Genomic DNA, 25,947 nt, shown 5'->3' on the forward strand with positions numbered 1-25,947 from the left:
GGCCCGCTGAACCGATGTCCGTGCAGCCGAACGCTTTTTTCCTCGACACGCCGGGAGGCCCGCGGTTCTGCCAGCTCTACTCGGCGCAGGGCAGCATCCCGCGCGGGATGGTTCTATATGTTCATCCGTTCACCGAGGAAATGAACAAGTCGCGGCGCATGGCGGCCTTGCAGGCACGGGCGCTTTGCGCCGCTGGCTACACGGTGCTGCAGTTCGACCTGCACGGTTGCGGCGACAGCAGTGGGGATTTCGGTGATGCCACGTGGCAAGGCTGGGTCGACGATACGGTCTTCGCCGGCCAATGGCTGAAGGCAAAGAGCTCGGCGCCGCTTTGGCTTTGGGGTTTGCGTGCGGGATGCCTTCTTGCGGTAGAGGCCGCCAAGTCCTTGGGGCCGTGCGACCTGCTGTTCTGGGCGCCGACTCCCTCCGGCAAGCCGTTGCTGCAGCAATTCCTGAGGCTCAAGGCGGCCGGCGACATGGTCGGTGGCCAAGCCAAAGTCATCATGGAAGGACTGCGGCAACAGCTGGCCGCAGGCCATGCGGTGGAAATCGCGGGTTACGCGCTCTCTCGAGGAATGGCGCAGGGCCTCGAACAGGCTGCGCTCATTCCCTTGGCACATGTGCGGCGCGTGGTGTGGCTCGAGCTTTCGACCCGCCCCGACGCCAGCTTGACGCCGGTAGCGGTCAGCACCATTGCCGGTTGGCGTGAGGCGGGGGTGACTTTGCAGCCGCAGATCGTGAACGGCCCGGCTTTCTGGCAAACCACGGAGATCGAAGAAGCGCCGGCATTGATCGCCGCCACCGTGGCGTCCATGTCAACACCTGTAGATGCCGTACGAGACCAAGCCACCTCCCTGGACATGGTCACATGAACTACCGAGAGAAAGCACTGGTGTTTCACTGCGCTGAAGACACCCTGCTCGGCATTCTCAGCGTTCCCGAACGGGCGGAGGACACCGGCGTGGTCGTCATTGTCGGTGGACCGCAGTATCGGGCAGGCAGTCACCGGCAATTTGTACTCCTCTCCCGCGCGCTGGCCTCAGCAGGCTACGCCGTGCTGCGTTTCGACTACCGCGGAATGGGCGACAGCAGCGGGGATGCGCGTGACTTTCTTGGTGCGAACGCAGACGTCGCCGCAGCGATCGATGCCATGCAGACACACATGCCGAACGTCAGGAACGTCGTGCTATGGGGCCTGTGCGACGGCGCCTCCGCTGCCCTGCTGTACTGTGATGAAACTTCGGATGAACGAGTCGCCGGTCTTTGCCTGCTGAATCCCTGGGTGCGATCCGACGCCAGCCTCGCACGAACCCAGGTCAAGCACTATTACACCCAACGTCTGTTGCAGCGCGACTTCTGGTACAAATTGTTCAGCGGCAAGGTGGCGATGAAGGCCCTAAGCGGGTTGTTGCGCAATCTTCAGATGTCGGCGGGTCGCTCGAGCCCGTCGCAGGTGGCCGCGTCCTTCCAGCAACGCATGGCGCGGGCCTGGAGTTGCTTCCCCGGTGGCATTCTTTTGCTGCTCAGCGGCAAGGACTATACCGCCAAGGAATTTCTCGGGTACGCTCAAAGCGACCCGGCCTGGCAGGCCGCGTGGCGCCACCCCAAACTGTCGCGCCATGATCTGCCGGAGGCGGACCACACCTTCTCGGATGGCCAAGCCAGGCGAATGGTGGAACAACTGACCAGCGACTGGCTGCAGACGCAAGCCCCCATCGATAACGCGCCCCGTCAGGCGCCCCTGGTGCAATCGTCGTGAATCACGCGGAGAAAAAATGGTTTCTGCAAATTCGATGTTCATGAAAACAAAGCCACGCTCGAGTCCGCAAAGCTGGGCGTTGTTCCTTTCCGTTCTGCTGTTGACTGTGTCTCCGCAACTTGCCTTCGCGCAGGATTCGGCTTGCGGTCCGTTGGCAAACGCTTATGGGCCATTCGACTACCGCACCGAAAAGGGCAACAGCCTGCATCTGGTGGAGAGCGCGCATTTCACGCCGGTCGTCGAGGCCTTGATCAAAGGAAACGCAGGCTATCTTGGCGGAGATTTGGACTACACCTTGCGCGCATTCCCGAACCACCACAGGGCTTTGTTGGCGGTCATGCGGTACGGCGAAAAGACGAAATCACCCAAACCCAACGACTTGCGGTACTCCGTCGAATGCTATTTCACCCGTGCCTTGCAATTCAGGCCCGATGACACGACCGCACGGTTGCTCTACGCCTCCTACCTGGGCAAGAATTCCCGGGAAGCCGAAGCTTTGCAACAGCTGGAGCGCACCAACGCACTGGCCAAGGACAATCCTTTCACGCACTACAACATTGGCCTGGTGTATTTCGACCTGAAGCAATACGACAAGGCTCTGGCGCAGGCCCACATTGCCGACGATCTGGGCTTCACCCAAACCGGATTGCGCGATCAGTTGAAGGCAGCCGGAAAATGGAAAGACGCACCACCTCGCTCCGCCGCCAGAGCAGAAGCGCCGGCGAGTGCGGCCGCACCAGCGGCCAGCGCCCCATTGCCCCAGTAACAACAAAGACTCGAATTGCACGCGCCCCGCAGCCGCACCACAATGACTTCAGCCTCCACACCCTTGCCGCGTGGGCCGGTTTTGGACTGGTCGAGCTTCGCGCGTGCGAGTGCGCCGGGCATTCACAGCATCGAAAACCTGTCGAACACCCTGTTTACGACGAGTGGACGTGCCGCGATCTACCAGGCCTTGTTGTTGTTGAACCGACCGGCCGGCAGCACCGTGCTTGTGCCGACCTATCATTGTCCCACCATGGTCGCGCCGGTGCTCCTGGCCAATCTCAAGCCCGCCTACTTCGCGATCGACGCCGACGGCCTGCCATTGCTCGATAGCATCGATGCGACAACCATCGCCAGATCCAGCGCCATCATCGCGGCCCATTACTTCGGTCTACCTCGTTCATTTGCCAAGCTGCGCCAATGGTGCGACCAGCACGGGATCGCACTGATCGAAGATTGCGCGCACTGCTATTTCGGCGACGCGGGTGAAAGGCCCGTTGGCGCTTGGGGCGACTACGCCACAGCCAGCCTGTCGAAGTTTTTCCCCGTTCCCGAAGCCGGCCTGGTGGCGTCCGCCCATCGATCGATCGAAAGGCCAGCACTCACCAGCCCCGCGTTGAAAGCGCAGGTGAAGGGCTGGATCGACGTGCTCGAATACGCAACGACCTACAAACGGCTGGCCGGGCTCAATCGCGGATTGGCTTTGCTGTTTGGCCTTAAAAACGCCCGAACTCCAATGCCATCCGTGACTGCGTCGAACAAGCCTTCGGGGCCGGACGAAGATGACATGATGCGGGACTGCGACATGGGTCGCATCCAGCAAAGGCCCCTTTGGGCCGCGATGACGCTCAAATCGATCTTGCCCCGAGGCCGAGTCATCCTGCAACGCCAGAAGAACTATGGCGTCTATGCGCGGCTCCTGGCCCATGCAAAAGGCGCACGCCCGCTTTTTTCGATGCCATCCGCGTCGGTTGCACCTTATGTGTTCCCCCTCTGGGTGGACGATGCCGACCGCGTGTACCACGCCCTCAAAGCGCAGTCCTTGCCCGTTTTTCGCTGGGACAGAATCTGGCCCGGCACCCCATCGCACCCCGCCGATGCCGGCCCTTTGTGGAGTCGCCACGTTCTTCAGCTTCTCTGCCATCAGGATCTGAGCGAGGCCGACACGGTACGCATCGCGAACGCCACGCTTGATCTGCTCATCGAGCCTGATCAGGCCGCATTGCCACCGCCGTCATTGCATCGGCCTCTGTAACGCTCTACCGACGCCTCATTTATGCCCATTCCCAGCCCCGTCAGTCTCGATTGGAAAAACCTGCCTGCATCGACGTTGCCAAAGGACGCGCAGCTTGCGGATGCGTGGAACCGGCTGAACGCTGACCGAGGCGACCTCCCCTTCCTGACGGCAGACGCTGTCAGCGCAGCACTCAAGACCTTCGGCTCTGGCGGGGAAAGACTCCTGATGGGACGAAGCAACGGGCGGATTGTGGCCATGTTCGTGCTGCAGCCGCAGGCCAAATTTCGCTGGAGCACCTTCCAACCTTCGCAACTTCCATTGGGCACCTGGGTCGCGGAGGCTGGGCTTTCCCTGCAGCAACTGGTCACCAGCCTTCAGCGCGGCCCGTTAGGCATGTGCTTGGTTCTGTCGATCACGCAGATCGATCCCTGGATCACACCCCGAGAAGACGACACCTCGACGACGCACAGCAGCGATTACATCGACACCGGTTGGATCGACATCAGCGGCAGCTTCGAAGACTACTGGAATGCGCGCGGCAAGAACCTTCGGCAGAACATGCGCAAGCAGCGCAACAAGCTCGCAGCGGAGGGGGGCAATCCGATGATGCGCGTGTGGACATCGGTTGAAGACATGGCGCCCGCGCTCGAGCGCTACGGCCAACTCGAAAGCCTGGGCTGGAAAGCGGCCAAAGGCACGGCCATTCACCTCGACAACGATCAGGGTCGCTTCTACCGGGACTTGCTGGAGACCGCCGCGCAGCGCAACGAAGCCGTGGTGTACGAATACCTTTTCGATGCGCGAACGGTGGCTGTCAATCTGTGCGTGCGTCGAGCCGGCAATCTGGTGGTCCTGAAAACCACCTACGATGAGTCGATCAAGGCGTACTCGCCAGCATTCATGCTGAACGAGGAAATCGCGCAGAAGGTGTTCGCGGCCGGAGACACCAGGCGGCTGGAATACTACGGTCGTCTGATGGAGTGGCACACAAAATGGACGGAAAACAAGCGCACGCTCTATCACCTGACTTCGTACCGCTGGCCGCTGGTCAAACAGATGGCGCTCGCGCGCCGACCCAAGGCGGAAGTCCCGGTCGCGGAGGCCGCATGACGTTGGCTGGAGCAGGTCGGGCATGATCACCGTTGTCATCCCCTATTTCCAACGGAGCGCCGGGGTTCTGCGCAAGGCCCTGGTCAGCATTGCGCAGCAGCGTGGCTGTCGCATGCCGATCCAGGTGATCGTGGTCGACGATGCCTCTCCAGTCCCTGCAGCCGGAGAGCTGGCCGGTGCGGGCGACATGCCGTGCCCGGTGCAGATCATTGCGCAGGCCAACGCTGGCCCGGGCGCGGCCCGCAATACAGGCTTGGACCACGCGCCGAAAGAGACCAAATACATCGCGTTCCTGGACTCCGACGACGAGTGGACCCCCGACCATCTGGCGCGCGCGGTTTGCGCATTGGAGGCCGGATACGACTTCTATTTTGCCGACCACTACCAACTCGGACAGACCACCAGCGCCTTTGTGCGCGCGAAGCGGATTCAACCAACGCAACATCCCGCCATACCCGGCACCCCTGCGGGGCTGCACGCGTACCAGGGTGACATGCTGGACCAAATCATCCGCGGCAATGTGATCGGCACTTCAACCGTGGTCTATAACGCCATGCGTTACCGCAGCAACCGCTTCAAGGTGGAGTTCACCAATGCGGGCGAGGACTATCTCTTCTGGATGGAACTCGCGCAAAGCGGTGCAAAGTTCGCATTTTCGAGCGAGTCCGAGGCGCGGTACGGACGCGGTGTCAATGTTTATGCGGGCGCCGGTTGGGGCAGCGATGAACACCTTTTGCGCGTGCACAACGAACTGAAATACCGCAAGACCACATTGACGCTGTTCAGTCTGACGACGGAACAGAAGAAACTGGTGCGACACAGTATCGGCTTGCTCCGGGCCGCTTTCGCCCGCGATGTGCTGCACCGCCTGGCACACCGCAAGCACCTGCCGATGAAACTGCTCGCCTCCCATGCGGCCCTCGATCCGCAGGGGGTTCTGCTCTTTCCTTTGATCGTCCTGAAACTGGTGCTGGGCAAGTCTTGATCGCTGCAACGAGCGTCGGTGCTTGCAAGAATGAAAACAAATGACAACACGTAAAGCGCTGGCCTTTTCGTTTCTGGACCGCTACTCGGCCCTGGTGATTGCGGTTGCTTCCTCGGCGATCCTGGCCCGGCTGCTCACCCCGGCTGAGATCGGCATCTTTTCGGTCACCATGGTGCTGCTTTCATACATCGGCAACTTGCGCGATCTCGGCGCAGGTCAGTACCTGCTACAGGAAAAAGAGCTGACTCAGGACCGAATCCGGGCCACCTGGACTGTGCAGCTGGGTCTGGGCTTGCTGTTTTCCGTTGTCGTGCTGATGGCAGCGACGCCTGCAGCCAATTTTTATGCCGAACCGCGGATGCACGACATCATGATGGTGCTGGCAGCCAATTTCGCGATCGGGCCTTTCGGTTCCCTGACCTACGCGTGGCTGATGCGCGAGATGCGTTTTGAATCACTGGCGATGATGAGATTTGCGTCCGTGCTGTCAGGTGCCATCACCTCGGTGTTGCTGGCCTGGCACGGCTTCGGACCGATCAGCCTGGCCTACGGCAATCTGGTCACCGCGCTGGTCAATGCTGGCATGGCCGCGTTTTTCCGCCCGCCTTCGTTCCCCTGGATTCCGGGTTTTCGGGAAATTCGCCGGGTCTTGTCCTTCGGCGGCCGCATGACGGCAAACACCGTGATCAACACCTTCAGCAACAGTGCTCCCGAGGTCCTGCTCGGCAAGCTGCAAGGCATGGCCGCCACCGGCCTTTATTCGCGAGCCAATGGGCTGGCCTCGATGTTCCATCGGCTCGTGATGGACGCAACACTTTCGGTCGCGCTGCCTCTGTTTGCCAAGGAAACACGTGAAAGCGGAAACGCCCGACAGTCCTTCATTCTCGCCACCAGCTACGTGACCGCCATCGGCTGGTCCTTTTTCCTGGGTGTTTTTTTCCTGGCCTCTCCCGCGATTCGGCTGCTGTACGGCTCGCAGTGGGACGGCGCGGTGGAGCTCACTCGCCTCATTGCCCTCGGCATGGCGGCCGGCATCCCCGCGGCCCTGTGCCCCACTGCCTTGTTGGCCTCGGGCCGCGTGACGGCCAGCCTGAAGGCGACCATCATGGTTGCCGTGCAATACGTCGGCTTCATCGCCGTCGGAGCCGTCCTGGGCCTGCATTTCGTGGGCTACGCGTTCATCCTGGCGAACCTCGTCAGCGCATCCATCTGGCTGACGGTCACACAGAAGGAGATCGGTTTCGACAGGCGTCAGTTGGGCCGCACGCTACTTCACAGTGCCATGGCCGCGGTCGCTGCGGCCATGGCACCAGCGCTGGTGTTCTTTTGGCTGGGCGCTACGCCTGATGACCGCATCCTGCCGCTGGCCATTGCGGTGCCAGGCAGCATTGCAATCTTCGTGGCCGCGGTCATCGTCTGCAGACACCCGTTGCTGCGTGAATTGCAGCGGGTCTGGCCCAAACTCGCGTCGGTAGGGCAAGGCGCCTGAGCGAGACGCCATCGACCAACCTGCGCTGTCGAATCAGGACGGAACGATTCGGCCTAACAACTGAGCCAACGCTTCTGACCTGCCACGCCTCGACGCCCGCAGCACAGCATCGCGCGCTGGCAAGACGGCCCGCCGTTCACGAATACCGTCCAGGAAAGCCGGAAGCAAGGCTTCGATTTCCTCGGTCACGTCGAGGCGGGCTATCGCATCCAATCCGGCGCCACGCAACACCCCTGCTGTGTCGCCGGCCGGGTCAGTCAGCCCGATGATGGGTTTGCCGGCGCGCAGGTATTCGTAGATCTTGGCCGGTATCTGGGCATTGCAATTGCTCGCCTGCATGACCAGCAAGGCATCGACCGACAGCATTTCGGCCAACGCCTCGCGATACGGCACCGGAGGACACATCTCGATGAATTCGGCCACACCAAACCTCGTTGCCAATGAGCTCAGCAAGCTATCGTGGACGGAGGCACGAAAGCGAATCCGCACATCAGTGGGTTTGAGCCGTCCGCTGGCCGAAAGCCGCTGCAGGGCCATGAACAATTGCGTCGGATCTCGCTCCGACGGGTAGACGATGCCGCTGTGCAAGAGAATCAGCGGACGCTGCCCGTTCGGGTTCTTTTCCGGCAAGAGTGACAAGCCAGAACCAGAAAAACTCTCCTCGTCATAGCCGTTTTCCAGCACCTCCACCCGTTCCGCAGCATCAGGATACCGTTCGCGATAGATGGCGGCAGCCCCTGGGGTGGTGAAGACGGAGTGTCGGGCTTGCAGCAACGCGGTTTCCTCGATGCGCTGGTAGCTCCGCCAGGTCTGCGGGTCGGACGGGTAGCCCTCCTGGGCCATCGGGTCGCGGAAATCCGCCACCCAGGGAATCCCGGTGTTCCGATGGAGCGTCTGCGCGATGACGTGCGCCGTGGCGATCGGATAGGTCGACCAGATCACATCTGGCCGGTGTTCTCTAATCAGCCGCATGCCTTGGCGAACCGCATCGAAGCGCCAGCTGATCCAGCGATCTGGCCTGGCCATCCAGCCGGGATAGCGCCCCTTGATGTTGAGATGGCGCGCCGTATCGAGGGCGAAAGCGCGGCACACCGGCGTCGAAGCCGGCACATCGCGCATCAAGTCTTCACTGGTTTGTTCATAGGCCCGAGGATCGGCGGTCAGCACCACGGGCTGCCAACCCAGCGCGGGAAGATGCTGCACAAATCGAAGCGTGCGTTGAATGCCGCTGCTTCCGGCCAGCGGCGGGAAGTGATATGCAATCATCAATATTTTTTTCACGCGAGCACCAGGACTTGATCGGTTGTTCTCCGGCGCATGAACATGCGGTATGGAGCGGGACCCCGCATGATAAATGCCCTATTGGCACCCAGCGGCCGAAACTTCGACTCTGCGCATCGTGCAGCGACGCGACGCGTCGATTCCACGGCAGGACGTGAACAAATCACCCATCGCATGAGCACGTCGAAGATTCGGGCGCCGGCAGGCCTCAAGGCCACTATCATGCGGGGCAGGTGTTTGTTCTGCCGCTATGGCTCGGTACTGACGGGCAGCGCGGACTTCAGACCATCGTTTCAATCGGGCACGGTTTTGCGTGCCTTTCCCATTTCCGTATATGTCCATGCAAAGTCCTCCGTTGGCGAGCGGCACACCCCGCTTCAACGACAGCAAATTGACCGAACTGGCACGCAGCCAAGGCGCACTGGCTGCGTGGCAAAAAGCGATTGATACACCCCATCCGGCCCAGGCCATCGCCGAAGTGGACGGTGACTTCGCCACCGGCTTTCACACCGCGACTGGAAGTGTGGTGCTGGCCGTGGATCGATTCGCCATCAGAACGCTGTGTTACCGCGAGGTGGATGGTGAACTTCGATTTGCGTCGCGGGCTGATGAGCTGGCCGACGCCAGCACGGAGATCGACCCTCAGGCGATCTTCGATTACCTGTATTTCCACGCTATTCCCTCCCCTCGGACCATCTTCAAGGGCATCTTCCGCCTGCCGCCGGGGCACTACGCGGTCTGGACGAAGGGCAAGCTCGACGTCGCGCCCTATTGGCAACCCACTTTCGCCGAGAAGAGAGACCCCTCTTTCGAAACACTGAAGGCCGAATTCAGAAACCTGCTCGTCGAGTCCGTGGGCAAGCAACTGGACGGCAGCAAGCCAGCATGCTTCCTGAGCGGGGGCACTGACAGTTCGACCATTGCCGGCATGATCGGCCAAGCCTGCGGTGCACCAGCGTCCAGTTACTCCATCGGCTTCGAGGCCGAAGGTTATGACGAAATGGAATTCGCCAGGATCGCCGCCAAGCAGTTCAAGACCCGGCACCATGAGTATTACGTGACCCCCGCCGACCTGGTGCGCAGCATACCCAGCGTGGCGGCGCACTTCGATCAGCCGTTTGGCAACTCTTCGGTCCTTCCCTCCTATTACTGCGCCAAGATGGCCAAGGAAGACGGCGTGAGCAAACTCCTGGCTGGCGATGGGGGCGACGAGCTGTTCGGCGGCAACACCCGCTACGCCAAACAACGCGTGTTCGGTTGGTACCAACACCTGCCCGGACCCCTGCGTCGCGGAGTGATGGAACCGCTGCTCGGAACTTCGGCCGCGCGCAAGTTGCCTCTTCTGAGCAAGGCGGCAAGCTATGTGGAGCAGGCTTCCGTGCCGATGCCCGACCGGCTCCAGATGTACAACCTGATCATGCGGCTGGGCGTGCAAGACATCTTGACACCGGGCTTTCTGTCGCAAGTCGATATCGGCGCGCCGCTGAAACACCAGCAAGAAGTGTGGAGAGCGACACCACCTTGTAGCGACGTCAACGCGCAGTTGGCCTTCGACTGGCGCTACACGCTGGCCGAAACCGACCTGCCGAAGGTGCTTGGTGCTACCAGCGCCGCACAGGTTGCCGTGGGCTTCCCCTTTCTGGACCGCAAGTTGCTGGATTTCTCGATGGGTCTGCCCAGCGACTACAAGCTCAAGGGCATGAAACTACGCTGGTTTTTCAAGGAGGCGCTGCGCGGCTTTTTGCCCGACGACATCATCACCAAGAAGAAACAGGGGTTCGGATTGCCCTTTGGCGTATGGGCGTTGCGCGACAGCGCCTTGAACGCTCTCGCAACCGACTCGCTGCATAGCCTGTCGCGCCGTGGCATTGTCCGCCCCGAATTCATACAGTCCCTGCTCGCCGTTCGCCTGGCCGAACATCCAGGCTATTTCGGCGAGATGGTCTGGATTCTGATGATGCTCGAGCAGTGGCTGCGTCGTCATGCTCCGAACTACCGGTTAGGCTGAGTGACGGCGCAACCATGGTTGGCCGATTCGCTTCAACTGCCTGCCTGGTGATGCTCTGCACCGTGTTCGCTTACCGAAGTACGGCGGCACAAACGACAGCCGGCGGCACGGCGGGGCAAATCATCCATGTTGGTGCCACGCGCGACATCAAAACCATTGCGGCCGCGGCCCGGCTGGTCCGCGACGACGGCATCGTCGAGGTCGACGCTGGCGATTACCTTGCCGACGTCGCGGTTTGGGACAAGCGCAATCTGACGGTACGGGCCGCCGGAGGGCGCGTTCGGTTGATCGCCAACGAAGCCTCGGCCGAGGGCAAGGCAATCTGGGTGGTTCGCAGCGAAAAGATGCAGGTCGAGGGCTTCGATTTCAGCGGTGCTGCGGTTCCCAGCCGAAATGGAGCCGGGATCAGGTTCGAAAAGGGTTGGCTCGTGGTGCGCGACTGCAGCTTCATCGGCAATGAGAACGGAATTCTCACGAGCAACAACCGCGACAGCCAACTTGACATCGAGGACAGCGAATTCGCACACAACGGCTTTGGTGACGGGCAAAGCCACAACCTCTATGCAGGGGAGATTGCCCGCCTCTCGGTCACGGGCAGCCACTTCCACCATGCGAAGGTGGGCCACCTGCTGAAGACCCGGGCCGCCCTGAACGATATCCGCTACAACCGGCTCACAGACGAGACCGGTGGCGAGGCGAGTTATGAACTGGAATTCCCCAACGGCGGGGTGGCTTACGTCATTGGCAACATCATTCAGCAAAGCGCGAGCACCAGCAATCCCCACCTGATTTCCTATGGTGCCGAGGGCTACAAGTGGCCTCGCAACGAGCTGTACCTCGTACACAACACTTTGCTCGACGATCGTCCCGAGGGCGGTGTTTTCCTCCGGGTGAGTCCGGGCGCTGACTTGGTCAGGACCGAAAACAACCTACTGGTCGGCAACGCGAAGGACACCATTGGAGAACCTGCGCGCAATTTTCGAGCCGCCTTCGAGGATCTGGTCGATAGGCAGCGAGGCGACTATCACCTGAAAAAGGGTTCACGGCTCATTGGAAAGGCTGTGCAGATGGCTGCGGATTCGACCGTTCAGTTATCTCCGCAGCGCGAGTACGCCATGCCCAGAGGCAGCATCGCATTGCGGAAGAACCCGATCAACCCGGGCGCGCCCCAGAATTGAAGCGCATCACCTTCCCTGCCTGCCTGGCCCAAGCGGCCTCACCTGGCCGGCTTGCCGAAGATCCAGAACCGCCGTTTTTTCTTCGAGCCAGCAGCCTGCACAGCTTGCTCTGCAGCCTCTCTGATCCAGGCTTTCTGGTCCATCCACCGTGAACCGGCCACAACCAGGATCAGTATGTTGTAAGGCAGGTCGAAATATGCGAGGCTGAGGAACGCGCCGCCCACCGCATAGCCCGCCATACTCACCTGGCACATGGAACCCAAGTCCGATACCCAACGCGTTTCTGGTTGCTTCAGCCCTTGCTTGCGCATTCGACCGGCCGTTCCCCAGACAAAACTCCACATCACCAGAAAGATGAACAGCCCGAGGAATCCATGTTCACCCAGAACCTGGAAATAAATGCTGTGCGCCGCATGCACGTCGGTCGGATCGGGCGCGTATCGGCCGAAAGTTTCAAGGTTATAGATGCCAAAGCTGCCACCGAAGAAGTTGTGACTTGCCAGGTTCCATGCCATTTGCCAAGCGTTGATCCGGCCCATGGCCGAACCATCCTCTTGGTATTCGCCGATGGTCTCCATGCGGTTCATCCAGCTGTCAGGCATGAAGCCAATCAGCACCAGGCCGATCACAACCATCAAGACGCCCACCGCCGCCTTGCTTTCGCTACGCCACCACATCACAAACCCCATCGCTCCCAAGGCCAGAAGAGCACCGCGGGACTGCGATCCTAGCGACGCCACCGCACACAGGATCATCACCGCCGTCAAAGCATGTTTGACCCAGCGGCTCTCCACTTGCATCTGCAGGAACCGAATCAGCGGAATGACGATCACCAGAGCCAGGGCGATCTCGTTGTTGCCTTCGATGAAGGTACCGTCCGGGCCCCAGACCCGGTAACTGCCACCTGTCGCAATCGTGAAGAGCCCCCCCTTGAAGCCATAAAAACCAATGGACCCGGCGAGCACCCAGGCCAGCCCCATGATGTGCTGGCGGCTGTGCAAAACGACCAGGGCCACCAAGATCATGAAGTCGATCTTGACAACGGTTTTCCAGGGCGTGATGCTGTACTCCACCATGAAGCCCATCGGCAAGGTGATCGTCACCCAAAGCATGAAAAGCATCAGCATCGCCGTCTCCCTGGAGACGAAGTAAACTTTTCTATCCTTGGATACCAGGATACCCACCAGAGTCGACAGCGCCACGGCCGCCGCAACAGGCATGCTGCTCAAGACCCAGCTGTAGCTGTGCGGGTTCATGATGCTGATCCAGGTCCACGTCAATGCGCCGATCCACGGACGAGCGAAGGCACAACAGATCAGGCTGAAGATGACGCCGCCCAACAAAAGGTCTCTCATGGCCGAGCGCGTCCTGGGTTGATTCGAAGGCCGCAGCACATGGCCGGCATGAGTTCACTGGGGCACATCGTTCGCCTTTTTGGAGCCGCTCATGCGGCGCGTGTGGCTTCGGTCTGCGCGTCAAGCACGGACTGGTAGGGCTGGCGGTAGTTGGCGATGCTGGCCGTCCAGTTGCGCTCAGCTTCCACAAAACGACGACCCGCGGCACGCAGCCTCGGCCATTCGTCTTTGGACTGCACCAAGTCGACGATGGTCTGCGCCAGCGATTCCGCACTGCCCGCCTTGAACAACAGGCCGGTCTCGCGATGGCGAATCAACTCCTTGTGCCCGCCGACATCGGAGGCCACCAGCAAACGCCCCTGGGCCATCGCCTCCAGCGGCTTCAACGGCGTCACCAACTCGGTCAGGCGCATGGAATGACGCGGATAGGCCAGCACATCGATGAGGTCGTAATACCGCTGCACCTGCGCATGCGGCACTCGACCAGTGAAAATAACCTTATCGCTCACGCCCAGTGCCCGCGCCTGGGCTTTGAGTGCATCGTCCTGCGGGCCGCCGCCAACGAGCAGCACCCGAACGTCGGGCAGAAGGGTAAGCATGCGGGGCAAGGCATCCAGCAGCAAATCCAGTCCCTCGTAGGCGTAGAACGAACCGATGAATCCGATCACGGTTTTGTTCGTCAGGCCCAATTCCGCCTTCAGCGACAGATCGGCGACGCCACCGGTGTCGAATGATTCGATGTCGACCGCATTGGGGATCACGGTCACCCGCGCAGACGGAATACCTCGCGCCACGATGTCGGTCCTCAGGCCCTCGCAGATGGTGAAGACGTGGTCAGCGCCCCGCAGTGCACGCGTTTCGAGCCAACGCGTGAGCCGGTAGCGTGCGCTGCCTTCCGCTGTCGAGCCATGGTCCACGGCGGCATCCTCCCAAAAGGCGCGCACTTCGTAGACCACCGGAATGCCGAGGCGCTTGCCGACGCGCAAGGCCGGGATGGCGTTGAGAACCGGGGAATGGGCATGCAGCAGATCGGGTTTCACCCGCTCCGCGACGTCCTGCAGCCTCGCTTCGATCTGTTTCATCATTCGCAGTTCACCCAGACCGGGCAAGGACTTGCGCTCCACCGGCGAAACCAGGGTCCGGTAGAAATGCCAACCATCCACGGTTTCCTCCGCCTCGCTCGGCGCCGTATGCTTTGGCGTCGTGAGATGGAAGGTTTCCCAACCCAGCTTGCGTTGCTCGCGCAGAATGGAAAGCGTGCGAAACGTATAACCGCTGTGCAACGGTATGGAGTGATCGAGCACGTGCAGGATACGCGTCATGCCGGCAGGCCTTCCTTCGAAAGGACAGCCGCGCTTTCCGACTGCATGACATTGCGCAGAAAGGCCTCGAACATCAGCAGTGTCCACAGCGGCGCGCTGTAATCACGCGCGCCGGAGTCATGGGCGCTGACCAGATGCTCGAGGTATTCGCGGTTGAACCAGCCGGTTTCGGCCAGACGCGGCCCTAGCACGGCATCACGCACGCGTTGCTTCAGCGGCCCACGGAACCAGCGCGCCAGCGGCACGGCGAAACCCATCTTGGGCCGGTAGAGGATGTCATCGGAGAGGTGGGGCTCCATCGCCTTCTTCAGCAGGTACTTGGATTCCTGCCCGTTGATCTTCAGCGAAGACGGCAAGGTAGCCGCCCATTCGACGAGTTCATGGTCCATCAGCGGTTCGCGCACTTCCAGCGAATGTGCCATGCTGGCGCGATCGACCTTGGTGTTGATGTCGCCCACCAGATACGTTTTCAAATCGATGTATTGGATCAACGCCAATGGATCGTCGGTGTCGGCCTGGGCCGCGTGGTAGTTGAAAACCTCTTGGGCGTTGTAGCCCGCCAACTCAGTCTTGAAACGTTGACTGAAGAGCTGATCCCGCATGGGATCACGCAAAATCGACACCGAATGGAAATAGGCTTCGACCGAATTGCGAGCCATGCCCTCAAACGTCGTCTTGGCGCGGAACATGCGCGGAGCCCAATCGGCTTTCGGATAGATCTTGCCAAGTGTCTTGAACAGCGGCTCACGCACGGAAGCGGGAATTGAGGATCGCATCTTTTCTTCCATCAGATGCATGCGGTAGCGCCGATAGCCGCCGAAAGTCTCGTCGCCGCCATCACCGGAAAGCGCGACGGTGACATGCTTGCGCGCAAGTTGGCAGACGCGGTAGGTCGGAATGGCTGAGCTGTCGGCATACGGCTCGTCATAGAGCCGAGCCAACTCGTCGATGAGATCGAAGTCGTCGCTTTTCACCGTTTCTACACGGTGGTTCGTCCCATAGCGATCGGCCACGGTTTGCGCAAATTCGGCTTCATTGAACTGCGGATCGTCGAAGGCGATCGAGCAGGTGTTCACCGGCTCCTTGGACAAGCCCGCCATCGTTGCAACCACGGCGCTGGAGTCCACACCACCCGAAAGAAACGCACCCAGCGGAACTTCAGCGATCATGCGCAAGCGCACCGATTCCTTGAGTTTCTCGTCGAGTTCGAGGCAGGCCTCTTCGGCCGTGATCGGATTGTCCAGTGTGAATCTCACATCCCAATAAGCCTTGGGCTCACCCACCGGATGGCCTCTGCGCAGGGTCAGCGTGTGCGCCGGCGCCAGCTTCTTGGCTTGGCGAAAGATCGTGCGTGGTTCAGCGACATAGCCCAACGCGAAATACTCTTCAACGGCCAAAGGGTCCATTTCCCGCCGCAGGCCACCATGCGCCAACAAGGCCTTCAGCTCGGAGCCGAACAGCAACGTGCCGTCGTCGAGTAGAGCGTAATACATGGGCTTGACCGCTAAACGGTCCCGCGCCATGAAGAAAGTTTCGGTATTCCGGTCCCACAGTGCAAAGGCGAACATGCCGCGCAGCCGCTTCACACAGCTTTCGCCCCAGGCCTCCCAGGCATGGACAATGACTTCCGTGTCGCTGCGGGTACGGAAGACGTAGCCCAGCGCCTGCAACTCAGGGATCAATTCCAGATAGTTGTAGATTTCGCCGTTAAACACGATGACGACCGAGCCGTCGGCATTGAAAAGTGGCTGTTGGCCGGTGGACAGGTCGATGATGGACAGCCTGCGGTGCCCGAAGGCCACACCTGGTTCGATGTGCACACCCACCTCGTCTGGACCCCGATGCAATTGGGCCAGATTCATGCGCTGCAGGACTGCGGGGTCAAAATCACGCTTGCCGCGGGTGTCGAAAATACCGGTGATGCCACACATGGTTGTTACCCTAATCCTTGGTTAGATTTCGCCAATCCCAATTGCCTGTCGTACAAGCCCTGGTACGCCGCGACCATGGCCGGAAGGCTGAATCTCGCTTCGCATTCTGCGCGTCCTTCCTGGCCCATTCTTGCCGCCCGGGCGGGGTCGCTTGCAAGCCTTACCATGCTTTGCGCCAGGGCCTCGGAGTCATTCGCAGGCACAATTTCCCCCGTCCTCCCGTGCACCACCAATTCAGGATTTCCACCCACCGCCGTGGCGATGACCGGCAACCGACTGGCCATCGCTTCCAGAATTGTGTTGGAGATCCCCTCCGCCAAGGAAGGAAGCACGAAACAGTGCAGTCCACGCATGACGGCCGGAACGTCCGAACGCTCGCCCGGCAACCACGCCAGATCTGCAACCCCGGCGGCTTCGAGCAGGGCCAGAGCTTGCGCACGCAGCGGTCCTTCCCCGACCATCACCAAGCGCAAATTGTTTCGCAGCGAAGGCCTAATTTCAAGTGCGCGAATGAATGCACGGGCTAGTGACGTTTGGTCCTTCACCGTCTGCATGCGCCCGACCGTCCCAACCATCCAATGATCGCCCGGAGAGAAAGGGCAGCCGTCGATGGCCACGACGCCGCCGACGTGGTGAATGAACCGGGTGAGATCCACGCCGTTGTAGATCTGCGCGATGTTGGATTCTGGGACACCGATCTTGCTGGTCAGATATCCCGCAAGATCGCGCGAAAGGGCAACGTAATGTGAGATGAATGGGCGATAGAGGCGGCGTACCCGTTGGTAAGTACGGTTCGAGCCATCCAGATCACCCACGTCACGGCCGTGTTCACCGTGGATGCGCACTGGCACCCCAGCCATCCATGCGGCAACCTGAACCTCGAGCGCCCCCAGGTTGCGGCTGTGTACGATGGCTGGCTTCATCCGACGAAACAGACGGTACAGGCGGGGGTAAAGCCAGAAACCATGGCCTGGAGCTTTCTCAAGCGCCACATACTCAACATCGCTGCGTTTCACACGCTCCCGAAAGCTCGTGATGGTAGTCAGCGCCACAATTGCATGACGGTAGCCATCGGTCGGCATGTGGTTGATCAGGTTCACGACGCCGTTTTCCAGCCCGCCCGTGTCGAATCTGTACAGCACATGCACCGCAAGGGGGCGCTTGTCCGCTGGGATGCCTCGGCGCTTGGCTGGCAGCAGTTCAGCCATGCCCGTTCAAAGGCGCCAGAGCTTGAACCCTGCGGCCAGTATTTTCTCGCGATCGAACGCGCATTTCACATCAATGAAAGCACCACCCTTCACTAGCTTCTTACTGAAATCCTCGACCGATAATGACGCATATTCAGTGTGGGCCACGGCCGCCACGATTGCATCGGCTCGTGGAAGCTCATCCCACGGCACAAGAGTCACACCATATTCGTGCATCGCCTCATCGGCCTCCGCCTGAGGGTCGGTGACTGAGACCTCGACGCCATAGGACTTGAGTTCATTGATGATGTCGATGACCTTCGAATTGCGCAAATCCCCGCAGTTTTCCTTGAAGGTCAGGCCCAGGACATTCACCTTGGCGCCCTTGATATAGCTACCGGCAGCAATCATGTGCTTGATGGTCTGCTCGGCGATGAACTTACCCATGCTGTCGTTGATGCGCCGGCCCGCAAGAATGACTTGCGGGTGATAGCCGAGCATGTCGGCCTTGTGCGTAAGGTAATACGGATCCACACCAATGCAATGGCCGCCGACAAGGCCCGGCTTGAAGCGAAGGAAATTCCATTTGGTGCCTGCAGCTTCGAGCACCTCGGTCGTATCGATGCCGAGCTTATCGAAAATGATGGCCAGTTCGTTCATTAGCGCAATGTTCAGATCGCGCTGCGTGTTCTCGATCACCTTGGCAGCTTCCGCTGCCTTGATCGATGAGGCGCGGTGCACCCCCGGAATCACGATACGTTCATACAGCGCGGCGACCTTTTCCAGTGTTTCCGGCGTGTCACCCGAAACCACCTTGAGGATCTTGGTGAGCGTGTGCTCTTTGTCACCTGGGTTGATGCGTTCAGGCGAATAACCGACGAAGAAATCCTTTTTCCACTTCAGGCCCGATTCCCGCTCCAGAACCGGGATACAGACCTCTTCCGTCGCACCCGGATATACCGTCGACTCATAGACCACAGTGACGCCCGGTTTCATGTGACGACCAACACTCGTGCTTGCACCGATGAGGGGACGGAAATCCGGAATATGCGCTTCGTCCACAGGCGTCGGGACCGCCACCACGATCATGTCGGCTTCCGCCAGCGCCGAGGCATCGGAAGTGTAGACCGCATGCGTTGCCGCTCGCATGTCCTCGTCCGACAACTCGCGAGATGGGTCCGTGCCACGTTGGCACGCATCGACTTTATGCTGCGAAATGTCGAACCCGATGGTACGAATGTGCTTGGAAAACTCGACCACCAGAGGAAGGCCGACATAACCCAGACCGATGACTGCCACGACGCTCATTTAGATTCCTTCTTGCTGTCCGGCAATTGTAGGTTGACTCAATCAGGACCCGTTCCGCATTTTGTGGAGTAGTGCATCAATCGCAGAAAAGTTCTCCCGCATGAAAGATTCCAGCTTCGCGTCCGCCTTTCCATCGCCCCCGAGAGGCGTGGAGAGAACGATCACGGCCGCGTCATCACCCTGCCCAAGCAAGCGATGGACGGCGCTGTAGGCCTTGGCCAGATAATCGCTGCTGGTGAGCTTGCCGTTCAGCCAGTAGAACTGCCAGACCGCAAGACGGGCGCTTTCGGTTTGACCAAGTCCCTCAACACTGCGCAGCTCGGCCGTGCGCACCTGTACTGGCCGGTCAGCGAAACTTGTGTCACGCTCGCCAGTCGCCGACTGTGCCCAATCCGGGTTCTTGCTGGTGACCAGCACGTTGTCCGAACTCACGAGTTTCCGTTCGTAATTCTGGTTGCGGTAATACCCAAGGTAGATCACCACAGAGTCATCTCGCCGCTGATAGGTCGCCAACAACTCGCCGGTGGCGTTGTGGAACGCAGGCCGCAGCGTGTTTTCCCCATTGGGGACCCTGCGCCAGCCGGGGCCGAGTTCCGTCGGTCCCGCCAACGCCGTGAAGTCGGCGCTCTCGCGACCTTGAGTCGTCCACTCGATGGCCGGCGGTAGCGCAATCACAAGCGCTGCAGCAGCAACCGTCATACTCAAAAAACTAGTCCGCAGGACGGTCGGCGGCGACCGGGTAGCCAAGGGGGCCGCCTCGCGCGCAGGCGACTCGGCCCAGCGAGCACCGATCATGAACATCAGCATGACAACCACGCCGAAAAACAACCACCCGTAGATCAGATGATCGACGCCGACCGCCACCGTGTTGCCGGAAACATGTCCCAACAGAACGATGAGATAGGCCCTCATCCAGTTGGCCAAGATCGGAACGAGGATCGAGACGCCGACGAAGATCCACCGACGCCGATTCGACTGAAAATTCAGGTAGGCAAACAACGTCCCCACAGTCAACGAAGCAATCAGGTAGCGCACGCCACTGCAGGCCTCCACCACCGACCAGTGCCCTGAGGGGATGACGAACTGCAACCCGTCACGATAGACAGGAATGCCACTCAGCCGCAGCGCGAGAATGGTGAAGGTTGCTGTCCACTCCATCAGTTGAGGCAGCAAAAACTCGCCAATCGGAACCGCAAAGAACAAAAAGCCCAAAGGGAAGGCGATCACGCGGGCGGCGCGCCAGCCAATCACTGCGACCACCGCGAGGACCAACAAGGCGGTCATGGCCAGTTGCGTGACTGCGTTGACAGCGGCTAGGTCACCCAACAGCCAAAGCAATGCGCAACACGCCAGAGGCACCAGCGCCAACGGGTAGGGGCTCGGCGTTTGTGCGAGCAACTCAGTTCGCTTCCGCCATACCAGCCAGAGCGCGATCGGCGGCACCAGAAAAGCATGGGTAAAAGTTTCGGACCGTGCCCAGATGGTCACCATCGCCATACCTGTCTCGCGATACAGAAACAAGATGGCAGCGACCAGCACAACTAAGGCCGAAGAGGCAATCTGCCATTGCTTTTTCAAGTCGGGAAAAACTGGCTTATCCATCATTGTTCGTTTTCTGGCATGAACCTGTCGAGATGACGATCGATGCCCGCGAGGTGCGCGTCCCAGCTGTAACGCAGCTGCACCATTGTTTGACCTGCACGCCCAATCGCATCTGCACGTCCCGGCGCATGCAGCAGGGAGTCGATTTGTGCGATGAAGTCTTCGGCATCGCGCGCCGCGAGAAGTTCCGCGCCTTCACTCGCACCGATAGGCTTGACGCACACGCTCGATGCCACGACAGGCCGGGCCATCGCCATGGCTTCTAGTATCTTGTTCTGGATACCACGCGCAACACGCAGAGGTGCGACCACCACCGTCGCATGTTGCAGGTAGGGGCGAACGTCCGGCACCGTGCCGGTGACTACGACATCGGATGAGGCAAGGCCTTCGACCGCGGGCGTTGGACTGCGCCCCACGATATAGAAGCGCAGTTCCGGCCAACGCCGAAGCAACTCCGGCAGAACTTCGGCCACGAACCAGGTCACACCGTCTATATTTGGCCAATAGTCCATCGCCCCCGTAAAAACAAGTACTGGCTTGGCAGAAGATGGGAAAGGTGAAACTCTCGCGGAATCCGGTGCAAAAAAGGCGGCATCGACCCCGTTGCTCAGAGCCTCGACCTTCCCTGCGACTGCAGAAGCCAAGCCGCGGAATAGCGTAGCCTCGTTCTCGGTCACAAAAAACGACCGCTCTGCCTTTGCTGCGACTGCGGCTTCGTAGGCAAGCAGACGCTCACCTTCTCTACGATACAACCAGGACATGGGCCAGGAATGTGCCGACGCATATTGAGTCCACTTCGCGGAATCCACGTCCACGAAGTCGACGAGTTGGGCGGCATCGGGAACCAAGTCCGCGTACTGGGCCATGGGCGACGAGAACACCACCGCTGCGTCGATTTGCTCATCGGTGGCCAATCGCCTGCACCACGCCGAAAGACCAGCGTCACGATAGTACCCAAGACTCAGCGCTTCGCGCCGCAGCAAGCCAGCCAAGCTGCGGATTTTGGCGAGGCGCGGGCTGAGACGAGCGACATACACTTCTGCGCAGAATCCACGTACCGTCTCGACGTGCACCTCGTCTTCTGGGTCATCGACGAAAGTACCGAGAAAGACACGATGTTTCGCTGCGAGGTGTTTGAGCAAATGGTAGGAGCGTACTTTGTCCCCCTTGTTCGGCGGGAATGGCAGCCGATGGGCCAAATAAAGCACATTACCCATCTGCTCAACCGAGGCTACGGACAATCCATGGGCCAAGCCAATTCGCAATGCCGATGGGTAGGCGCCGCCAGGCTGCAATCATGAATTTATATTTGGCGTTGGATGGATTATTCTGCGGAATACCATCAGCCTTGTATAAGCAGTATTCGTAATGCAACGGCGTGGGTTCAAAGCCCCAATTTTTTTTGAAGGCAAACGAGCCCGTACCCTGTTTACTGCGTCCGTAATCAAATACCTTGAGTCCCCGTGCACAGGCCAAGCGGAGCAGTTCCCAATATTTAAAGTCATTGGCAGCCAAATCACGCGCCGCCTCTGCGTCGCCCGCGTAGTAAGGCAAGACCTCATTGCGAAAGTAAAAACTCATCACGCTGCTGAGGGGCGTTCCGTCGGGTGCCTCCACAGTGAGGACCTCACAATCCCGGCCGAATTCTTTCATCAATTCTCGGAAATAACGTTTCGGCATCGCCGGGGTACCGTGCCTGTGCACGTTATCGGCGTAGAGCGCAAAGAAGCGATCAACCCCCATGTCCACTTTGCCGACCAGACCATTCTTCATGCCTTTGCGTACCATCGCACGCTGCTTCCGCGGAATTGCCAACATGTTGGCTTCCTCCGTGGGCAAGATTTCCTTGCGAAACGTCACATACAGATCCTGCGTGGGCCACTCCGGGTGACGAGGTTCGACGTTTCTGAATTCCAGATGAGCCACACCAAGACGAACCGCCAACTGCTGCGCTTCGGCTTCCAAAGCGGAGGCTGCTCCGGGATGCACTGCAGCGACACCGCCATAGACCACAAACGGCAAACTCGCCAGTGAGTTGCCAAACAGGCGGCTGTTCACGTGCGCCAGCGGCAGCACGCCCTGCACGCGGCCATCCGCCTCGGCGTACAGAAAATAGGTGTCATGTCCGAACACCTCACGCACCAATCTCTGCCAGCCCGCACGGTGGAAAAACGTGGCCGAAGGACACTCCTGCACAAACGCATCCCAGGCAGCTGCGGCCCGCCGGTCCGTGGGTTGCAATCGTTTGACAACCGGCACCGCTACCTCAGACACGTACAGCCTTCGCGTTAGACTCTCCGAGGAATACTTGGTCCATGCGGCCCCATTTGAAGTCGCGCAACAATTGTTCGAGGCGCCCTTCCATGCGATCAATGTTCACGTAGTGCCTGAACCGCGTCTTGGCATTGATACCCGCCACCCGCGGTTGGTCTTCATCGATTTCCCAGGGATGGAAGTAAAAAATCGCAGATTCCTTGTCGTTTGCATTGACTTGACCCAGCATCCACCGCGAAACGGCGTACGGCAGCAGCCGGAAATAGCCGCCCCCACTGGAAGGCAGATTACGGTTGAACAGCCTCACCGTGGTGACGGGGATCTCCAGCAGCCCGTCCCGTACCTCATAAGCAAAGCGAGGTGAGTCGGGCATGCCATAGTGATCATGGCGGATCGGATAGATGCTCGAGCTATAGCGATAACCCGCCTTTTGCAGGCAGTCGAACGCCCACAAATTTTTCTTCCCGATGGAGAAGCTCGGAGCTCGATAGCCTTTGATCTCAACGCCTGACAAATCCTCGAGCAGGATCTTGGCCAAATCAATATCGGTAAAGAATGACTCCTGGGTCTGGTCGCTGGCGCGCTCGTGACCGTATCCGTGGCTGGCCAGTTCATGACCTTCTGCCACGATCAGCCGCACCAGTTGCGGATATCGTTCGGCGATCCATCCCAAGGTAAAAAAAGTCGCCTTGGTACTGTGCTTGTCGAGCATCGCCAGAATGCGATTGACATTGTGCTCGACGCGACATTCGCGGGTGTTCCATTCCAGACGCGAAATATACGGGGCGAATGCCGAAACCTGGAAGTAGTCTTCCACGTCGATGGTCAATGCGTTGGTGATGGTGGTTGGAGCTAACACAGTGGCTTTCTGATTCCTAGTTGTCGGCGGGAATTTGACGCCGCTGAACCCATTGCCACAAATCGGCAACGATGCGTTCTGCCGAACGACCATCCCAGAACTCCGGCACCCGGCCCTGTTTGCCATGCCCCCCTAGGATATCGTCCACGCCACGCATGATCGCTTGTGCGTCACGCCCAACCAAGGTATTAGTGCCTTGTTCGATGGTTATTGGCCGCTCCGTGTTTTCACGCAAAGTCAGACACGGCACCCCGAGGGCGGTCGTCTCCTCCTGTATCCCACCAGAGTCGGTCAACACCATGCGAGCATTGCCCATCAAACCTAACATCTCGAGATAGCCCTGTGGGGGCAACAGCGCAACCCGAGTTGCATCTAGCAGATGACCGAGGCCAAAACGCTCGATGTTGGCGCGCGTGCGGGGATGCAAGGCAAAAATCAAAGGCAACTTCTGCGCAACTTGCGCCAGAACCTCCAGCAAGAAACGCAGCGTCTCGGGTTCATCCACATTGGATGGTCGATGGAGCGTCACCAGGCCATAGCCCTCGGGCGCGGCCACCAGTGACGCATCTCCGCCGCCCGCGCTGACCGTGTCGGCTGGCGAACGCGCATGTTGACGACTGTGCAGCAACGAATCGATCATGACATTGCCGACGAAACAAACGCGATCGGCTGCGATGCCCTCAAGGCGCAGGTTCTCTTGTGCCGTTCGCTCGGTCGTGTAGAGCCGATCGGCCATCTGATCCGTAAGAATACGATTAATCTCCTCGGGCATGGCACGGTCGTAGCTACGCAGTCCGGCCTCCACGTGAGCCACCGGAATGCCTTTTTTCACCGCAACCAAAGAACAGGCCAGCGTGGAGTTCACGTCACCGACCACCACCACACATGCGGGTACGTGTGCGTCCAGAATCGGTTCGAAGCGGCGCATCACTTCGGCCGTCTGGACCGCGTGGGAGGCGGATCCAACCTCGAGATTGATATCGGGTCGCGGCAACTGAAGATCCTCGAACAGGCGGTCACTCATGTCCTTGTCGTAGTGCTGGCCGGTATGGACCAACAACATAGGCCATGGCGGCTCGTGGGCTTTCAGCGCTCGCAAGATAGGCGCCATCTTCATGAAATTCGGCCGGGCTCCGACAACACAGATCACCGGTTTCATTGGCGAAGGGCTCTGGTGCGAGTTGGTAGTACTCATGTCTGTTTTTCTTCGGTAGATCGGTGCAAAGCAGCCACCAATTTCTTGAGCATGGATAACAATTCCAGATTGGACCGTTCAAGGCGCAACATCCCCTGCTCCATGCGTTGCAGGCGACCGCCCTGATGCTCACCTTCCAGGGTCGAAATCTTTTCCAACGCGGAATCGAGCAGTTGCGGATCTAAGCCGAGTTTGTCTTCATCGAGATCAAAATCAGCGAACGACGGACCGTCTGCGGACTCCTTGGGCGCTTCTCCCTTAGCCACAACAACATTCAACGACCGACCGGCTTCCTGGTGAATCTCAAGGGCAACCTCGCGAACATCGGCCGCTGCCAAAGTTTCCTTGTTTTCCAGAAAACCAAGCAGCAAGAGACGGTCGCAGATCGAATTGATCCGCCGTGGGATACCACCGCTTGCATCGAAGATTGCCTCGAACGCGGCATCCTCGAAATGTGGCTTGTCCGCCACGGCTCCGGCACACTTCAGGCGATGCTCGATGTAGCCCTGGGTTTCCTCCACATCCATCGGCCCAATATGGCACGCCGCGATGACGCGTTGCCGAAGTTGCTGCATCTGCGGATTCTGGAGAATTTCCCTGAATTCCGGTTGCCCAACCAGAAAACTCTGCAACAGCGCCTGCTTCCCAAACTGAAAGTTCGACAGCATGCGCAGCTCTTCTACTGCACGAGGCGTCAGATTCTGAGCTTCATCTACGACCAACAGACAACGCTTTCCCTGGCTGGTTTGACTGACCAGAAAAGCTTCGAGCGACATCAGCAAATCCGCTTTCGAGACGTCCTTGGTACGAACACCAAAAGCAGCCCCCACCATTCGCAACGTGTCTTCCGCATCAAGTTGGGTACTTACGAGGTTGCCGGCGACCACCTTGTCGGCGTCCAGACTCTCCAGCAACCCGCGCACAATGGTTGTTTTACCGGCACCGATCTCGCCGGTGATGACAATAAACCCCTCATTGCGGAGCACGCCGTACTCGAGATACGCCTTTGCACGACGATGCTGCTTGCTCGCAAAATAAAAACTGGGGTCGGGGTTAAGCTGAAATGGCTTGGTACTTAACCCGTAATAAGCTTCATACATGT

21 protein-coding genes are annotated in these 25,947 nt (G+C 59.6%); 9 read left to right on the forward strand and 12 right to left on the reverse strand.

The annotated features are described in order from the left end of the window. The first annotated feature begins 14 nt into the window (after positions 1-14). The 7 genes from RD110_RS21540 to RD110_RS21570 are packed head-to-tail and all read left to right on the forward strand — an operon-like array spanning position 15 to position 7,345. Positions 15-872 carry a hydrolase 2, exosortase A system-associated gene (locus RD110_RS21540; RefSeq protein ID WP_076201887.1) on the forward strand — a complete coding sequence of 286 codons (858 nt, stop codon included), beginning with the start codon at positions 15-17 and terminating at the stop codon, positions 870-872. Beyond that, the gene (locus RD110_RS21545; protein WP_076201889.1) at positions 869-1,759 is read left to right on the forward strand and encodes a hydrolase 1, exosortase A system-associated; all 891 of its coding nucleotides are present in this window, start codon (positions 869-871) and stop codon (positions 1,757-1,759) included. The genes RD110_RS21540 and RD110_RS21545 overlap by 4 nt, the downstream gene beginning before the upstream one ends. A 16-nt stretch (positions 1,760-1,775) precedes the next feature. Beyond that, positions 1,776-2,525 (forward strand): hypothetical protein, encoded by a 750-nt coding sequence (locus RD110_RS21550; protein ID WP_157900275.1) that lies wholly within the window; start codon positions 1,776-1,778, stop codon positions 2,523-2,525. Positions 2,526-2,567: 42 nt separating this feature from the next. Then, positions 2,568-3,779 carry a DegT/DnrJ/EryC1/StrS family aminotransferase gene (locus tag RD110_RS21555; RefSeq protein WP_083686425.1) on the forward strand — a complete coding sequence of 404 codons (1,212 nt, stop codon included), beginning with the start codon at positions 2,568-2,570 and terminating at the stop codon, positions 3,777-3,779. Positions 3,780-3,800: 21 nt separating this feature from the next. Further along, positions 3,801-4,871 (forward strand): GNAT family N-acetyltransferase, encoded by a 1,071-nt coding sequence (locus RD110_RS21560; RefSeq protein ID WP_076201893.1) that lies wholly within the window; start codon positions 3,801-3,803, stop codon positions 4,869-4,871. Between the two features lie 22 nt (positions 4,872-4,893). Next, the gene (locus RD110_RS21565) at positions 4,894-5,856 is read left to right on the forward strand and encodes a glycosyltransferase family 2 protein (RefSeq protein WP_076201895.1); all 963 of its coding nucleotides are present in this window, start codon (positions 4,894-4,896) and stop codon (positions 5,854-5,856) included. Positions 5,857-5,896: 40 nt separating this feature from the next. Next, the gene (locus tag RD110_RS21570) at positions 5,897-7,345 is read left to right on the forward strand and encodes a lipopolysaccharide biosynthesis protein (RefSeq protein WP_076201896.1); all 1,449 of its coding nucleotides are present in this window, start codon (positions 5,897-5,899) and stop codon (positions 7,343-7,345) included. A 33-nt stretch (positions 7,346-7,378) separates the two neighbouring features. On the opposite strand, the gene RD110_RS21575 is transcribed toward RD110_RS21570, so the two are convergent. After that, positions 7,379-8,626 carry a glycosyltransferase gene (locus RD110_RS21575; protein ID WP_239467088.1) on the reverse strand — a complete coding sequence of 416 codons (1,248 nt, stop codon included), beginning with the start codon at positions 8,624-8,626 and terminating at the stop codon, positions 7,379-7,381. 340 nt (positions 8,627-8,966) lie between these two features. Between RD110_RS21575 and RD110_RS21580 the strand changes: the two genes are divergently transcribed. Beyond that, positions 8,967-10,634 carry an asparagine synthetase B family protein gene (locus RD110_RS21580; protein ID WP_239467089.1) on the forward strand — a complete coding sequence of 556 codons (1,668 nt, stop codon included), beginning with the start codon at positions 8,967-8,969 and terminating at the stop codon, positions 10,632-10,634. A gap of 14 nt (positions 10,635-10,648) precedes the next feature. Beyond that, on the forward strand, positions 10,649-11,812 hold the full coding sequence (locus RD110_RS21585; RefSeq protein WP_157900276.1) for a right-handed parallel beta-helix repeat-containing protein: 1,164 nt from the start codon (positions 10,649-10,651) through the stop codon (positions 11,810-11,812). A 38-nt stretch (positions 11,813-11,850) separates the two neighbouring features. Here the strand turns inward: RD110_RS21585 and RD110_RS21590 are convergent, their stop codons facing one another. The 11 genes from RD110_RS21590 to RD110_RS21640 all read right to left on the reverse strand — a co-directional run bounded on the left by RD110_RS21590 (position 11,851) and on the right by RD110_RS21640 (position 25,945). Beyond that, positions 11,851-13,167, reverse strand: a complete 1,317-nt coding sequence (locus RD110_RS21590; RefSeq protein WP_076201903.1) for a putative O-glycosylation ligase, exosortase A system-associated — start codon at positions 13,165-13,167, stop codon at positions 11,851-11,853. A gap of 89 nt (positions 13,168-13,256) precedes the next feature. Beyond that, the gene (locus RD110_RS21595; RefSeq protein WP_076201905.1) at positions 13,257-14,489 is read right to left on the reverse strand and encodes a TIGR04063 family PEP-CTERM/XrtA system glycosyltransferase; all 1,233 of its coding nucleotides are present in this window, start codon (positions 14,487-14,489) and stop codon (positions 13,257-13,259) included. Then, the gene (locus RD110_RS21600) at positions 14,486-16,420 is read right to left on the reverse strand and encodes an XrtA/PEP-CTERM system amidotransferase (protein ID WP_076201907.1); all 1,935 of its coding nucleotides are present in this window, start codon (positions 16,418-16,420) and stop codon (positions 14,486-14,488) included. The genes RD110_RS21595 and RD110_RS21600 overlap by 4 nt, the downstream gene beginning before the upstream one ends. Positions 16,421-16,425: 5 nt before the next feature. Further along, positions 16,426-17,628 (reverse strand): TIGR03088 family PEP-CTERM/XrtA system glycosyltransferase, encoded by a 1,203-nt coding sequence (locus tag RD110_RS21605; protein ID WP_076201908.1) that lies wholly within the window; start codon positions 17,626-17,628, stop codon positions 16,426-16,428. 6 nt (positions 17,629-17,634) lie between these two features. After that, a complete protein-coding gene (locus RD110_RS21610) occupies positions 17,635-18,915 on the reverse strand; it encodes a nucleotide sugar dehydrogenase (RefSeq protein ID WP_076201910.1) in 1,281 nt (426 codons plus the stop codon). Positions 18,916-18,957: 42 nt separating this feature from the next. Continuing rightward, the gene (gene xrtA, locus RD110_RS21615) at positions 18,958-20,520 is read right to left on the reverse strand and encodes an exosortase A (protein WP_157900277.1); all 1,563 of its coding nucleotides are present in this window, start codon (positions 20,518-20,520) and stop codon (positions 18,958-18,960) included. Continuing rightward, on the reverse strand, positions 20,517-21,734 hold the full coding sequence (locus tag RD110_RS21620) for a TIGR03087 family PEP-CTERM/XrtA system glycosyltransferase (RefSeq protein WP_076205413.1): 1,218 nt from the start codon (positions 21,732-21,734) through the stop codon (positions 20,517-20,519). The genes xrtA and RD110_RS21620 overlap by 4 nt, the downstream gene beginning before the upstream one ends. Before the next feature lie 4 nt (positions 21,735-21,738). Continuing rightward, complete coding sequence (locus tag RD110_RS21625; RefSeq protein ID WP_076205416.1) at positions 21,739-22,776, reverse strand: FemAB family XrtA/PEP-CTERM system-associated protein; 1,038 nt, start codon at positions 22,774-22,776, stop codon at positions 21,739-21,741. 7 nt (positions 22,777-22,783) lie between these two features. Next, positions 22,784-23,650 (reverse strand): XrtA system polysaccharide deacetylase, encoded by an 867-nt coding sequence (locus tag RD110_RS21630; protein ID WP_076201912.1) that lies wholly within the window; start codon positions 23,648-23,650, stop codon positions 22,784-22,786. Positions 23,651-23,666: 16 nt separating this feature from the next. Then, positions 23,667-24,845, reverse strand: coding sequence for a non-hydrolyzing UDP-N-acetylglucosamine 2-epimerase (gene wecB / locus RD110_RS21635; protein WP_076201913.1), 1,179 nt, complete (start codon positions 24,843-24,845; stop codon positions 23,667-23,669). Further along, positions 24,842-25,945, reverse strand: a complete 1,104-nt coding sequence (locus RD110_RS21640) for an XrtA/PEP-CTERM system-associated ATPase (protein ID WP_076201915.1) — start codon at positions 25,943-25,945, stop codon at positions 24,842-24,844. Before RD110_RS21640 ends, wecB begins: the two co-directional genes overlap by 4 nt. Positions 25,946-25,947 lie beyond the last annotated feature (2 nt).

Source organism: Rhodoferax koreense (assembly GCF_001955695.1).
Taxonomy (GTDB): Bacteria; Pseudomonadota; Gammaproteobacteria; order Burkholderiales; family Burkholderiaceae_C; genus Rhodoferax_B; species Rhodoferax_B koreensis.